Source organism: Fervidicola ferrireducens (assembly GCF_001562425.1).
GTDB lineage: Bacteria > Bacillota > Thermosediminibacteria > Thermosediminibacterales > Thermosediminibacteraceae > Fervidicola > Fervidicola ferrireducens.
Map to the genome: position 1 here is coordinate 1 of NZ_LOED01000044.1, position 13,919 is coordinate 13,919.

Sequence of the window (13,919 nt, forward strand, 5' to 3'; positions counted from 1 at the left end):
TGGCTCTCCCATCAGGCGTTTGGTCCGGCACAAGGCGGTGTGCGAAAGATGCGGCTGCGTCTGGCACGCCGACGCCAACGCGGCCTTAAACATACTGCTTTTGGGCTCCTCGAAGGGGCACGGGACGGAGGCCACGCCCCTGAAACCGCTTGCCCTCCGGTGGAACTATCACCGATGGGTAAGCCGCTTCGAATCTGCCGCCGGTACGCCCTCTGGGGCGGCGAGCGGCAGTCGGATGGCGACCTGAGTCGCCTGAAGGAATCCCGCCCCCTTTAGGGAGCGGGAGGAAGTCAAATTCCAAAAAACCGATACTACAGGATATACTGCCTCCGACACAGCCGGTATGCGGTGAAAGCAATAACGATTCCTCAATAAGTTCATCTAATGCGAATCATTATTCTGGACAAACCAAGCAGGCGAAGGTGGTGGATTTTTTTATGATCTACAGTTATATACTTTGGGCGGCATCAATTGTAAGTGGGTTATTAGCGGGCCTGACTTACTATCAAGGCACAGCTGGAATGGGGGTAGTGATGTTAATAGCGGCGGTTGTAACTGGAGCTGCGGCAGTATTATTGGGTATAATCCATAGAGTAACGAGAGTTATATTGGCTGGGGCGGCGGGGTTATTGATAGCGTTTTCGATATGGTTTGGGTATTTTTTATACCAAGGTTCGCGGGGCTGGCTGGAAGGGATAAGCAAGACGGGGTGGGTACAGCCATCGGACGTTGCGTTCCTGAAAGGCATAATATTGCTTTTACCGCTCATAGTAAGCATTGCAATGATAATACTACTTTTCGGCTGGTCGCGTAAGGGCAAAAAGAAATATCAGCCCGTTATAAAGCCGGTGAAGTCGAAGGGGCCGTTGGATATTGAGGTATGTAAGGTGAACGGGAGTCCAGTGATCCTGAAGCACATGGACAGGTATCTGCACACGATGGTTGTAGGCACGACCGGCACGGGCAAATCGAGCCGGGTGCTGAAGCCGATGATTGAACAGGATTTGGAGGCGATAGCGAAAGGTGAGAAGCTCGGGATAACGGTAATAGAGCCGAAGGGTGACTTTGCTGATGACGTGGCTGCCATGTGCCGGAGCATGAAGGTGCCATACATCTATATAAACCCTCTCGACCCTGCAACGCCCGTCTTTAATCCGATGTCCGGCGAACCTGAAGTAGTAGCGGAAATAATGAGGACGGTCTTACGTTCATTGTTTGGCAAGCAGGAAGCGTTTTTCAGGCTGAACCAGGAGGTAGCGGCGAGGAACACGGCACTGCTGGTGAAGAAGATAAAGGGCGAAGAAGCGACGATGCTGGACATGGTGGACATATTGAGAGACCGGAGCCTGCTCGCGGCGTATGTAAGTAATTTGGAACGGAGGGAAGGCGAGTCAGCGCTGACGCAGTATTTTAAGACGGAAGTGATGGGCGAACTGAGGGACAAGGTACAGCAGTTCACGCTGGGTTTAAGGCTGCAGTTAGAAGACATAACGGGGAACCGGATGATGAGGCGGGTATTGATAGGGAAATCCGACGTCGACCTTGACAAGCACTTAAGCGAAGGCGGGATGGTGCTTATAGTGAACACAGCGATGGGTGAGCTCGGCAAGCTGGGTGATGCCTTCGGCCAGTTCATAATGATGCACTTCCAGCAGGCGGTTTTCAGGCGGAAGGGTACGGAGCGGACGAGGACGCCGCATTTTTTGTATATAGACGAATTTCCCCGGTATGTAAATCCGGACTTTGAACGGCTTCTGGCTATCGGGCGTTCTTTCAGGTGCGCGGCCGTATTAGCTCTGCAAACAACCGCACAGATGGTGCATGAGGACAGGCCAACGTTCAGGGACATAGTGCTTGAAACGTGCAGGAACAAGATAGTATTGAACCTGGGCAGCGAAGAGGACGCCATGAGATTTGCGAAGGAATTCGGGGAATACGAATACACTGTGCCGCAGTATACGTATAAGAGAAAGGGGATACTGATAAACCCCTGGCATTTGGAGTCGATGAAGGAAGAGGATGTGCACGAGGGGCGGTTCAGTTATACCGAACTTATGGAGCTTCCGAAGTTTCATGCTGTGGTAAGGATAGTGAGGGACGGTGAGCCGCAACCGCCAGTGTTGGGTAAGCTGGAGCTGTCGAAGTGGGATAGAAGCAAAAACCTTTACAGAGAAGAAAAGAGCAATAAAGGTATAGAGGTTAAACTCCCGGAAATGGAGAAACGGCACAAAGAGAAAATAGAGGTCATATTTGGGCCGGACGTTAAAAGTGAGGGTAATGATGATGAAAACGAAGGATTCTTTTTGACTAATGTATGAAAAAAAAAAAAAAGGGGGCGTGATTGCATGGGAAATGTCTTAATTGTGGATGATTCGGCTTTCTTGCGGATGGTGCTTGCGGATATATTGTCCGGTAACGGTTACAAAGTGGTCGGGGAAGCGGAAAACGGTGTGTTTGCAATAGGTAAAAAAGAGATAAATAATAGAGCTATTTAGAGCTTTTTAGCCCAGAAAGAATTTTTTACAGTAAAAAGATGTTTTACAAGAAAGATGTAAAAAAGAACAACAACACATTAAAGGTACAGAGTACCGTACAAGGTACTAAGAGGCCCAACCAAAATGTTGTTGTTGTAGATAACTCTGTTGATAACATATCGGTTGCAAGACATGCTAAAGGCAACAGCACGGCTAAAAGGCAACAAAACAAACTTGGTACCGCCTATCATACTGCCGAGGAAATAGGTACCGAGGTACGTACTATCGATACAAAGCAAAAACTCGAAAGTCTATTTAATACTGCTGGAGGAATAGGTACCAACACGGCTTCTATCGATACAGAGCAAAAAGTCGAAAGAAACAGCTTCTATCATACTGAACCAGGATATAATACTGCTGAAAGGAATATCTTTCCTGTCATAGAGGCAAAAGCAAATCAAATCGGTACAAAACAAAGAATCGAGAGAAGTACTGTACATCCGACCAGAGACGAAGCAGCTACAGAGGTACGTACCATCGAACCAGAGCAAAAATTCGAGGGCAGTATTTTAAAATTAACTGCTGGAGGAGTAAAAAGTAGGATAAACGGACTTTCTTTCGACGGAGAGGGGAAAGTTACTCATTCGTCCATTCATCCTGGAGCAGTAAAAGAAAAAGGCCTTAAGAAAGCAGATGCCAAAATAATATCAACCAACTATTGACAAGCCGACGGCTTTATGCTATCCTAAAGATAAAGTTAATGCAAAAGCTAGGGAACAAAGTGGGGAACAAAATATCCCCGGATGGGGAAGTCTGTGCGAAATCAGGGGGTGGTACGCGCGTACCACCCCCTGAAAAGTTTTTTTCCGATAGGAAATAGTCGTGGAGGGCTGACCGCTGGAAAAGACAGCCGGTCTTTTTTCGTTCCGGAGGCGAGATTATGTCGAATATGCCTGTAAAGAATGTTTATCGGATTTGTGAAAAAGTTGTCGTTTATCTCGAAGATTGCCTTACGGGTATGCGGAAGTATCTAAAGACCGGAGAAGTGGATGTAGTAGTTACGTCTCCGCCCTATAACATTGGGATTCAGTATAACAAATACGACGACAATAGACCGAGAGAAGATTACCTGGATTGGATAGAAGAAGTAGCTATTGAGATTAAAAGGGTGCTAAATGACAGTGGTTCCTTCTTTTTGAACATAGGTGGGAAACCCAGCGATCCCTGGATTCCCTTCGATGTGGCGCAAAGGTTGAGGAAGCATTTTGTTCTGCAGAACGTGATTCACTGGATAAAGTCGATAGCGATAGAGAAGAAGGCGGTGGGGAATTATCCTGTAATACAGGGTGATATAGCCGTAGGGCACTACAAACCGATCGGAGGAAAACGGTTTCTGCATGACAATCACGAATACATTTTCCACTTTACAAAAACGGGGCAGGTTCAGCTTGATAGGCTCTCCATAGGAGTGCCATATCAGGATAAGTCTAACGTTGGCCGCTGGAAAAGTGCAAAGCAGGACAAAAGATGCCGTGGTAATACCTGGTTTATTCCTTACGAAACCATTTGGGACAGGGAGAAGCAGCGTCCCCATCCATCGACGTTTCCAGTTGCCTTACCTGAAATGTGCATAAAACTTCACGGTTTAGAAAAGTAGGGGAGCGCGAGGGGCAGTAATCCCCCTCAATTTATTGAGGGGATACACGGACCCCTCGCCTGGTATTGACGATTGTATGGGCAAAGGGAGGAGGTGGAAGATTGCCCCTCATCACCCTCAAGGCTCAGATCCATGCTGACCCTCAAACTGAAGCTATCCTCAAAGACGCCATGTTCTGCGCCACCAAGGTCTACAACGGCCTCCTGTGGCACCTGCGTAAAGAGTACGAAGAAACCGGGAAGGTAAATATTTCTCAAAAGAACCTCAACCGCATCTTAAAAGAACTGCCTAGGGCTAAGGGTTATTATTCAATGTCAGTACAGCTTACGAGAGATGAAGTGAGGGAAGCGTATAAGTCTTTCTTTGCATTGAAGAAGAAAGGTCTTGCGCAATACAAGGCTCCTGGTTTCCGGCGTAAAAGCTATCTTTCACCACTCAAGTACGTGCAGAGCGGCTTCAAAGTAGAAGGGGACAAAGTCACGTTGAGCCTGGGTACTAGGCGGGAAGATGGAGTAAGGCAAGTCTCTTTCTGTATATCCCACCGTCCTGATGTGGAGTATGAGCGGGTGCGGGAACTTTCCATCGCCTACGACAAGGTTTCCGGGCGAATAGAAGCCCGTCTGGTGGTGGAGGTTAAGGCCCGTGAAAACAACGGGACGGGGAAGGCTGCGGTAGACCTTGGCGAAACCATACTCATGGCCTGCACCTTTGACGACGGCACGGTAATGCTCTACTCCGGCAGGCTTATTAAGGCTGTAAGGCGCTACTGGCAGAAGGTACGAGCTAAGCTCAAACAGAACTCCCGCCGGTGGAAACAAATAGCACACCGGGAAAAGAAACAGGTAGAACACTTGTTGCACATGGCTACATCTCACTTCATTGCGGAGTGCGTGCAACGGGGTGTGAAGGAAATAGCCATTGGGGACCTTAACGGGATTCGTGGAAGTATTGATTATGGGGATCGTTTGAACCAGCGGCTGCACGCATGGCCGTACCGGAAGTTGATTAATATGCTCAAGTATAAAGGGACACTGGTGGGAATTCTGGTACGGGATGACATAGACGAGAAGAGTACGTCCATCACTTGTCACGCCTGCGGGAAGGTTATGCCTTCCAACCGGAGGCACCGGGGTTTGTATGTATGCTCCTGCGGGTGGAAGGCACAGGCGGACGTAAACAGTGCCCTGAACATCTATGAGAGGGTGTATCAGGTATCTCCCGTGAAGGGGAGTAGTGGTCGGGTGGCGCGGCCCGCGGTTGTGTCGTTCCTCCTGGAATGGCATGGCGTCGTTGAACCGAAGCGCAAGCATAAATTCTTGCGTGCATCCGCTTAAGGATGCCCCTCAATTTATTGAGGGGAGGACGTCACAGAAAACCAAACTGGTTCTCGATCCTTTCATGGGGATTGGCACTACGGCACTTGCCTGTCTGCGGTTGGACGTGAAGGTAGTAGGTTTTGAAATGGACGAAGAATATATGAAGGCGGCAGTGGAGCGGCTTAAGCCTTTTCTAAGTGAACAATCTATCGAAAGCACGGCAAATAGCCTACCTTAAAATAGGGTTGGTTTTTCATTTTAAATGGGCAACATTTTTTTGCCTTGCGATTATCTGCAAAGGGAGGTGCTGCAAAATTCTTACTGGCCCGCAGATATACTATCATGCGGTTAAAGGTTTGAAGAAGCCCCTGCCAGCAGTAGAAGATGGGAGATGCCGAATGTGCGGGGGGAAATTAGTTGGTGGTGCGGTGCCGTTTTCAAAGTTAAAGAACATGGGCAACTGGACGAGCGACCATCTTTGTAAAGGACACGGTTCAACTCATGTGTGCTCATGCTGCGCCGAGATCAGGAACTGCAGGGAGCAACAGAACACTGCGAAGAACGGCTATGCAGTATCCCTCGAGAGAGGGTTAGAATTGTTTATGTCACCTGAAGATGCATATAGTTTTCTTCAGAACCTTCCGGAGCCGCCCTTTGCGGTGGTGTTTATTGCGAGGTATACCAACACTCCGATAGCCCCACTTTTGGCTGCAAATTACGATAAAGAGAACATTACGATCCTGATGTATTTCAGCAAGTCCAGGGAGGTGAAGATCGGAGGGAGGACACACAAGTCACCAGCCGAAGAGTATTATTACTTGCACGTAACGCCATCGGAACTGATAAAGAAAGTCTCTCTTTGTAGGAAAAAGAAGGAGGAACTTTGTTCGGCGCCGCTATTTGTCGAAGCTTGCTTGAGTGACCCTCAATGGGCAGCGGTTGCCTGGCTCGCGGGGTATAAAAACAGCGAGATTTATAATTTCAAAATAAACGTAAAGGAGGAATCACTCGTTTATGAGTAAGAGTGTGTTTGGGAAGATTATTTTGACGTCGCCAGTGACACATGGTGCTTTGACCCCGGAACTTGTCGACAAAAAGAATGGGGGAGGACGCGGGAATATCACCCTTATAAGGCGTATACCGGTCTACGACAGGGTATCCCGGCAGTACCTGGATATACCTGCTATATCGGGCAATAGTGTTAAGAATAGCACACGCAGGCTATATATGTCGAAAATATTTGAGCGGCTCGGTATAACATTAGCGGCAAAAATTCCACTGGATGTTGAGTATCTGTTTTTTGCCGGTGGCCTGACAACAAACAAGCAGCCCGAACCACCGTCGCAGGATGTATACCTTACTTTAAGGCGCGATTTGCCCTTCTTTGACCTTCTCGGGGGCAGTTATAAAGGGCACTACTTCAGCAGTCAAATGATTGTGGGATTTGTGGTTCCTGCTCTGCAGGAGACGATTCATCTTTACCCGGAACTGGCAGCGTTCCTCAACGATGATGAAATATTGGCAACAAGTACTTTGACGGGCGCTATCAGAAACAATCTTTTAGGCTATAACAAAGTGGCTTTGGAAGGCACACGTGGAGAAATAGGGCAAAATAACGGAGACGACGAAACGAAGGAGAAAGGCGGAACAATATACTTTACGGAGGCTATACCGGCGGGGACGGTAATGATGCACAAATTTTCGCTGCGCAGCGGAGTTTCGGCGCTAACCGAAGCGGCATTCTATGCTTTCCTGCAGGTGTTTTTGGAAGAGGGCAAGCTCGGCGGGGGCATATCGAAGGGACACGGAGATTTTAAGGCAGTGTATTACGAGAACAATCATGAATTGGACATGAGTGAAATTGGACGCAGGGCAAAGCCGTTCTGGGACTATATCGAAAACGAAAAAGAGAAAGTCATAGCAAGGATAAAAGGGATTCCGGAGCTCTTGCAGGAAAAGGATAAGAAGAACAACGGCAAAAAGTCGAAGAAAGACAAGGAGAAGGACAACAGCCAGGAAGGGGATGCATAAAAAGTATGTCCGTAGAAATAACGGGTGTCTTGAAACAATATGACAGAGATAAACGCAAAGGTATTCTGAAAAATGAAGAAGGTAGGGTGCCGCTGTATTTCAGCGAGCACCTACCTTTTCTCCGAACAGGATTAAAGTATAAGGTAACGGGCGAAAAGATAGGTAATGGGTTAAAAGTCAGGACAATAAATCCAGTTTTAGGCGACCTTGACCTAAAAAACGGCCTTCCCCTGTTTTACCCTATAAGCGAAGAAAAACTGAGGACAATAGCTGAACACTGCGAAATCAAACAGCTCGGCGAACTTTTGGATGAAGAAAAGCTGCAGAAGGCCGAAAAAATACTGGACACTAAAGATTACGAACTGCTAATAGATGTGGTGGGTCGGATAAAACGAGATGAGGAACTTTGTAATTTATACAACCTTTTCAAGATTACCGGCGCTTCGTTAGACATATCTCACGCAGCAAGGCTGATAGATTACTTCCAGGCGAGGGCAAGATGGTATAAGACAACTGTCTGCGGGCTTATATGCGAAAACCCGTATATCATCCTCCAAGCTGACATATACGACACCATTAAAGACGGTATAGCCGATGCGGAGAAGATACTTGGTTACTTTGGGCGTGCAAAAGATGATAGCGTCATTCTGGCTGTCACAAACGCTATTGCAATTGACTATATAAGAGACAATTCAAGTGCATATATACCGATGTGGGTGCTGAGGAAACGGCTGGCGGGATACGGATACGAAACAGGGCCGGAAATGCTGAAAAGCTGGATAATAAGTGGTAACTCGAGAGGCGCCGGAAAGCTTGTCTATGACAAAACTTACGAAGAGGAAATGCTAAAGGAAGAAGGTTATTCGGGCAAAGATGCCTACAGGATAAGCGCCGTTTACCCAGCACGCATATTTCACGAAGAGAGGTATATAGCACAGCGCATAGCGGAAATTTTGGCCGAACCGGTCGAGGTTTTGCAGGGGCCGATATTGCAAAATGCCCGGAAATGGGCGAAAGAAAGAGGAATAGAGCTAAGCGAAGCTCAAGAAGCGGTTGTAAACAGTGTAATGAGCAGCAGGATAACGGTAGTAATAGGAAAGGCTGGCAGCGGGAAAACGACTGCCCTTCGCTCAATAGTGCATGCTTTGAGAGAAGAAGAAATAGAGGTGGTATTACTCGCACCGACCGGGATAGCAGCCCAGAGACTCGCGGCAGAATCAGATATACCGTTCTCTACAATACATCGATATGCAAGGATATATGACGACGACGACTACTTTATCCCCGCAGAGACGGATGAAGAGGAAGAAGAAAATATTGACGTGCAGGGCGAGAAAGTCATTGTTGTCGATGAAATGTCGATGGCAACGATACCGGTAATTGCAAAGCTGCTAAGCACGGCCGGCAAGAACTGCCGCTATGTATTTGCGGGGGATCCTGCTCAACTGCCGCCGATCGGCGCTGGAGGCATTTTTGAAGCACTTATTAAAGCTGGCGAGCATCGCTACAACATCATAGAACTAAAAGATTCGTACAGGCAAAATGATGAATTGCTGGAGAACGCACTGAACATTCGCGAAGGACGCCCGCTCCGGGAAGGCGAGAAACTGGAGATTGTTCCAGCCAACAAGTGGGAGAAGATAGAAGCGGAGCTGAGAAAGCGGTTAAAGGGGCGAAAACCCGGCGAGGTGGCGGTTTTTGCGAGGCGGCGGAAGGACGTAGAAAGGTTAAACAGCATACTGAGGAGCATGTATTTGGATACAGAAGAAAATCTGGACGACTTTGTGCCGGGCGACATCGTAATAGCAACGAGAAACGATTACGACACTGCCAGTAACGTGCGTTCACGGTTTTTACGGACAATACGCCGCTACAGAAAAGAAGGTAGGCCGACAATATTCAACGGTACAAGGGGAGTCGTCGAAAAAGTGGAAACGGACGTTGTGACGGTAAAATACACCTTGCCAAACGGAAGTGAAATAAAGGCTGAGTATGATCCTATTGAGCTGCGGTGGTATATAGAACACGCATTTGCGATGACGGTGCATAAGGCCCAGGGCGGGCAGTACAAGGAAATCATCTTCGTAGAGCCAGAACCGGAAACGCTGGCAAAATCGATGCTGTATACGGCCTTCACAAGAAGCACGGGCAAGGTAACGCTGTTGGGCGGCAAGCAAAAAGAAGACTGGAATAGGCTCCGAGAAGATGGTATACAGCTTTCGAAACTATACTGGCGTATAGTCGAAGCACTGGAGAGGGACAAAGCAAAGATCAATAAGCTCGCTCCCCGAAAAGTCGTCCTTAACTTATAAAAATGAATACCCGGAAGAGGAAAGGAGGTATCTTGGCTGCCTTTTCCCCGTCTCCTTCTGGGGACGGGTCTCCAGGCAGCAATTTGTGTATGACCGTTTACGAAGTGCGGATAGAAGTATTGACGCCGATTGCAGTGTCGGCGGTAAAACCTGAACACCCAATACATCTTGATGCTTTGCTGTTGCGGCTCAAAGCTCAGAGGTTGGGGATAAGCGACTATACCGGGGATAACCCTAAAATAGAAATCCCACTAGAAGAAACGGGACGTGCAAAGAAGTTTTACCGCGCATCTGCAATGTTTATAGACCGTACAAATGCAAAGATGGTGAGAGATGCCTGGGTAACAAGCACTTCGTGGCTGGACTGCATAAACGGACGTTTTGTGAAAATAGAAAAGAAGATATACTTGGGCGCCGGGCCTTACAGACAGAAAGCTGGCTATGTAAGGCTGATTTGTACGCCAGAAGTAAGGTTTTACTTTGCAGGTGATCCCCATGAGGTGGCGGATTTACTGGAAGATTTAAAGCACACAGGTTTGGGAATAAGGACGACGGTTGGCTACGGACAGGTGGGTGACATTGTGATTAGTAGAGCGCCTGCCGACTACACACTGATAGGGCCGGACGGATACCCGAGCAGGGTGATACCGGCCAAAGAAGTGGAAAAGCCTGACCCGAAATGGATGAAGGCGGTGCGGGCATATCGGCCGCCATACTGGTGGGGCGAAGAGGTACTGTGTTATTTGCCGCCGAGGCATCAGTACTTGCCGGTCCTGAGCCCGGCGGAACTGATAGCGAAGCTGAACAATGCGTGAAAAAAAACTGCCGTCAGCCCTCCCGGGGTTGCAAGAATCGGAGGGTGACGGCAGTGTAAGTCACCGGGTGTCGTCGACCCTCAGGGGTTTCTGCGCTATCAAAGGTCGACGACAGAAATGGATGGAGGAAGGAGGCGAAGGCTGTATATAGCGCAGATTTTGAGACGGGTTTCAAAGCCAGATAGCTAGGATGGGAAGAGTTCAACATCATGGCCGTGCCTGGTATTTCTACTAGTTTCAAAGCCAGATAGCTAGGATGGGAAGTATACAACGGTTTTTTCCCTTTGTCAAGTCGTCATAGTTTCAAAGCCAGATAGCTAGGATGGGAAGTTTCTTCGCCCCAGATAGCCTGGTCGACTAGAAGCGTTTCAAAGCCAGATAGCTAGGATGGGAAGTTGGCTGCGAGTTCGCCGGGATAGCTCTGCCATCCCGGTTTCAAAGCCAGATAGCTAGGATGGGAAGATTTTCCCGTCAGGTGGGCAACCTTGCTGGAGGTATATGGTTTCAAAGCCAGATAGCTAGGATGGGGAGAGGGTAAACACCTCGGCGGGCCCCTCGGCCTTCAAAGGATCGATATAGATAAAAATGGTGCAGTACTTAGAATCAACGTAGGTGAAAGAAAGTATGCATATGCAGGGATACAAGCAGGATGGGAAAAGGGAAGAAGCCGGGAGGAATTACTACAAGCAATCAGCACTGGTGAAGAACCATGTTCTGTCGAGTTAAAACTCAGAAACGGGAAGGTATATGCTTACTTTACAATTGAAGAAAACTCTCCGGAAGTTGTGGTAACAAAGGAAAATGGAATTGTAGGGATAGACATCAACGCGTACCCGAACCACATAGCGTGGTCGGGAACAGACGAGAATGGTAATCTTGTAAGTTATGGCAGAGTACCGATGCCTGAACTTACAAGCGGCAATTCAAATAAGAGGGAATATTACAGATGGCAGTCTGCCCACGAAGTAGTAAGGCTAGCAGAAGAAAAGGAAAAAGCGATAGCAATCGAGAAATTGGACATAAGAGGCAAAGGAAAAAGAGGGGACTTTTCAGGGAGGAAATCGAGAAGGATAAGGCACGGCTTTAGCTACAGGTCGCTTCTGGAGAAAAATCAAGGTATTAGCGAAGAGAAAGGGTATAGAAGTCATAGAGGTCAATCCTGCCTACACATCAGTGATAGGGATGCTGAAATATGCACCGCAGTATATGATAAGCAAGGACGTGGCAGCAGCGTATGTTATAGCAAGAAGAGGGTTTGGGTTAAAAGAGCAAATTCTCGAAGGATATATGGCAATTCTAAAAGATTTAGATGCTGACGAATTGGAGGAACTAAAATAGCACGTAAAGAGGACGGTTAAGAACAAACACCTAAAGAAAAGGCAACTAAAGGGGATAGACAGAGCGATAAAACTGATACAAAGCCTTGGGAGTGAGCCGGGGAAGCACTAATACCTCTGGATGAGACAAGTGTTAGTGCCTGTAGCGAAAGCTATAAACTCTGGCGAGTTCTCAAGGTAGCGGTGGTGACGCCACTTTCCCCTGAGAAAGTCTTAAGAGGCATCTCTGTCTTGAAGAGTGTGTTGCATTCAGGGCAGGTGGGGAGACCCGGATAAGGGCGCGAGTTCCTGCTTCTTGGGGCAGGGGCTATGGTTGTCCCAAATACCGCCTGCTGGGGCAGGGACAACCTGAAAGGCGGTAAAAAATACCCCAGCCGTCTAAACTTGTGCGGTTTTGCACAGTTTGGATGACCAGGTAATAATAATAATATGACCGATAATAGAGTATGCCTAATGAGAATCAAATATTCTACCCAAAACCCGCTTTCTCCTAAGCGGGCAAATGCAGTAGTCTATAACATGTTTTCGGATTTTCATCCCATAAGGAAGGGACATGACTGCTACACAAAGCTCTTCAGCATAAAAAACTTAAGAAAGGACGGCTTTGCATTGAGCATCCAGATCCTGCCGGAACGAACCGTAAAAGAGCGGGGAGAACAGTACGGCTTGAAAATCAAAGCTGTCGAATACAGTGTTGAACGAAAGATGCCGGATTTATCTGATGTTAAAGGGTTTGAAATAAGGTTTACATCACCGACATCCTTCTACTACAATGGGATAGATGTACCGTATTTCGACCCGTATATATTCTGGCAAGGGGCCCTCTGCACATATAAGAAACTGAAGGAAAGGGAACCGCTTTTAAACGCAAAGGCTATTATGCAGATAGCCCGGCTAGAACAGTGCGAGTGCAAAACGGAGAAATTAATGCTGGACGATAACATACCTTTCTCCGGGTTTACAGGGGCGGCAAAGTTCAATTTTACCAAATTCACGCCTTGTGAAGCAAAAATTTTTATGTACTGCCTGCTTGAGATGCTGGAATACATGGGGGCAGGGAGGAAAACGGGATGGGGGATGGGCAACGTGGAATTTAACCTGCTCTAACTCTGTTATAAACGTCGTCGTTCTCCCGGAAATTTTGCATTATTGGGGTCGACGACAGAAATGGACTATCGAAGGGAATGAAACCGCATAAAATCTGAGATATGGGACGGGTTTTAAGGCCAGATAGCTAGGATGGGAAGGTTTATAACGCCCTGACCAGAGTGCGTATACACGGCCTTGTTTTAAGGCCAGATAGCTAGGATGGGAAGATTGCCTGGGCGAACTCTTTTGAGAGGCGGACGACAAGGGTTTTAAGACCAGATAGCTAGGATGGGAAGGTTCTTATGCGCGCAGTTTTCTCAATCCCCGAAGTGGTTTTAAGACCAGATAGCTAGGATGGGAAGGGGATTTGTGCCAGTTTTGTATCGCGCGCTGTGTTTCGTTTTAAGGCCAGATAGCTAGGATGGGAAGGAAATTATCGCCTCCGAAGTAATCCAGAAAATTCTTGAGTTTTAAGGCCAGATAGCTAGGATGGGAACACGCACCCCAAAGGAGAAGAGGTGAGGTGGGTAGATTGTTAGGATGGAAAGTTACACATCGCCAGCCCTCTAGCCCGAGGCTTAGTTTTTCGTGATGCTGTTTGCGCTTTCCAATGTGGATACGAATAAATTCAACCTGGTTATGAGTTCGGTGCAAGGATCGCTAGGGGTGTTGCCGGGCGGAAGATCGCTGATAGAAGGAGAGTTCGTGGAAGAAGGCCTTGTAGGAGAAAATTTGTACCTTGGAGAGCAGGAGCAACAGGAATTAAGAGAGATAGGTCAACTACCACCCGCCTGTAGAGGCGGTGGCTTGCAAAAGCCATAGTTGACCAGCCTAAGGAACTGACTCGAAGGACAAGGGGATGATGTTCCTACGTTATCCCTGTCAGGG

10 protein-coding genes, 4 pseudogenes and 2 CRISPR repeat arrays are annotated in these 13,919 nt (G+C 47.8%); all 14 genes and pseudogenes read left to right on the forward strand.

The window, feature by feature from the left end:
- Window positions 1-247 (forward strand): annotated as a pseudogene (locus AN618_RS14060) (zinc ribbon domain-containing protein); the annotation flags it as partial.
- A 190-nt stretch (window positions 248-437) separates the two neighbouring features.
- Window positions 438-2,318 carry a type IV secretory system conjugative DNA transfer family protein gene (locus tag AN618_RS11125; RefSeq protein WP_157081735.1) on the forward strand — a complete coding sequence of 627 codons (1,881 nt, stop codon included), beginning with the start codon at window positions 438-440 and terminating at the stop codon, window positions 2,316-2,318.
- A gap of 27 nt (window positions 2,319-2,345) precedes the next feature.
- A pseudogene (locus AN618_RS12845) lies at window positions 2,346-2,480 on the forward strand (two-component system response regulator); the annotation flags it as partial.
- A gap of 53 nt (window positions 2,481-2,533) precedes the next feature.
- Window positions 2,534-3,196: a hypothetical protein gene (locus tag AN618_RS11130; protein WP_066355117.1), complete on the forward strand. Its 663-nt coding sequence runs from the start codon at window positions 2,534-2,536 to the stop codon at window positions 3,194-3,196.
- Window positions 3,197-3,423: 227 nt separating this feature from the next.
- Window positions 3,424-4,128 (forward strand): annotated as a pseudogene (locus AN618_RS11135) (DNA-methyltransferase); the annotation flags it as partial.
- A 104-nt stretch (window positions 4,129-4,232) separates the two neighbouring features.
- Window positions 4,233-5,465, forward strand: a complete 1,233-nt coding sequence (locus AN618_RS11140; protein ID WP_066355122.1) for an RNA-guided endonuclease InsQ/TnpB family protein — start codon at window positions 4,233-4,235, stop codon at window positions 5,463-5,465.
- Entirely contained in the window at window positions 5,413-5,685 is a 273-nt protein-coding gene (locus AN618_RS13920) for a DNA methyltransferase (RefSeq protein ID WP_083515192.1), read from the forward strand. Before AN618_RS11140 ends, AN618_RS13920 begins: the two co-directional genes overlap by 53 nt.
- A gap of 118 nt (window positions 5,686-5,803) precedes the next feature.
- Window positions 5,804-6,469 (forward strand): hypothetical protein, encoded by a 666-nt coding sequence (locus tag AN618_RS11150; RefSeq protein ID WP_157081737.1) that lies wholly within the window; start codon window positions 5,804-5,806, stop codon window positions 6,467-6,469.
- A complete protein-coding gene (locus AN618_RS11155; protein ID WP_066355126.1) occupies window positions 6,462-7,478 on the forward strand; it encodes a hypothetical protein in 1,017 nt (338 codons plus the stop codon). Before AN618_RS11150 ends, AN618_RS11155 begins: the two co-directional genes overlap by 8 nt.
- A gap of 5 nt (window positions 7,479-7,483) precedes the next feature.
- Window positions 7,484-9,790, forward strand: coding sequence for an ATP-dependent DNA helicase (locus AN618_RS11160; protein WP_066355128.1), 2,307 nt, complete (start codon window positions 7,484-7,486; stop codon window positions 9,788-9,790).
- A gap of 89 nt (window positions 9,791-9,879) precedes the next feature.
- A complete protein-coding gene (locus tag AN618_RS11165; RefSeq protein WP_157081738.1) occupies window positions 9,880-10,605 on the forward strand; it encodes a hypothetical protein in 726 nt (241 codons plus the stop codon).
- A gap of 168 nt (window positions 10,606-10,773) precedes the next feature.
- Window positions 10,774-11,136: direct repeats of the CRISPR family, unit length 30 nt; unit sequence GTTTCAAAGCCAGATAGCTAGGATGGGAAG.
- Between the two features lie 35 nt (window positions 11,137-11,171).
- A pseudogene (locus AN618_RS14065) lies at window positions 11,172-12,213 on the forward strand (IS200/IS605 family accessory protein TnpB-related protein); the annotation flags it as partial.
- Between the two features lie 158 nt (window positions 12,214-12,371).
- On the forward strand, window positions 12,372-13,049 hold the full coding sequence (gene cas6, locus AN618_RS11170) for a CRISPR system precrRNA processing endoribonuclease RAMP protein Cas6 (protein ID WP_083515193.1): 678 nt from the start codon (window positions 12,372-12,374) through the stop codon (window positions 13,047-13,049).
- A gap of 110 nt (window positions 13,050-13,159) precedes the next feature.
- Window positions 13,160-13,527: direct repeats of the CRISPR family, unit length 29 nt; unit sequence GTTTTAAGGCCAGATAGCTAGGATGGGAA.
- A gap of 92 nt (window positions 13,528-13,619) precedes the next feature.
- Window positions 13,620-13,853 carry a hypothetical protein gene (locus tag AN618_RS11175; protein ID WP_066355135.1) on the forward strand — a complete coding sequence of 78 codons (234 nt, stop codon included), beginning with the start codon at window positions 13,620-13,622 and terminating at the stop codon, window positions 13,851-13,853.
- The last annotated feature ends 66 nt before the right edge of the window (window positions 13,854-13,919 follow it).

Coding starts and splice junctions, on each gene's coding strand:
- AN618_RS11125 (WP_157081735.1), top strand. CDS start 438: ATGATCTACAGTTATATACTTTGGGCGGCATCAATTGTAAGTGGGTTA.
- AN618_RS11130 (WP_066355117.1), top strand. CDS start 2,534: ATGTTTTACAAGAAAGATGTAAAAAAGAACAACAACACATTAAAGGTA.
- AN618_RS13920 (WP_083515192.1), top strand. CDS start 5,413: ATGGCGTCGTTGAACCGAAGCGCAAGCATAAATTCTTGCGTGCATCCG.
- AN618_RS11155 (WP_066355126.1), top strand. CDS start 6,462: ATGAGTAAGAGTGTGTTTGGGAAGATTATTTTGACGTCGCCAGTGACA.
- AN618_RS11160 (WP_066355128.1), top strand. CDS start 7,484: ATGTCCGTAGAAATAACGGGTGTCTTGAAACAATATGACAGAGATAAA.
- AN618_RS11165 (WP_157081738.1), top strand. CDS start 9,880: ATGACCGTTTACGAAGTGCGGATAGAAGTATTGACGCCGATTGCAGTG.
- cas6 (WP_083515193.1), top strand. CDS start 12,372: ATGACCGATAATAGAGTATGCCTAATGAGAATCAAATATTCTACCCAA.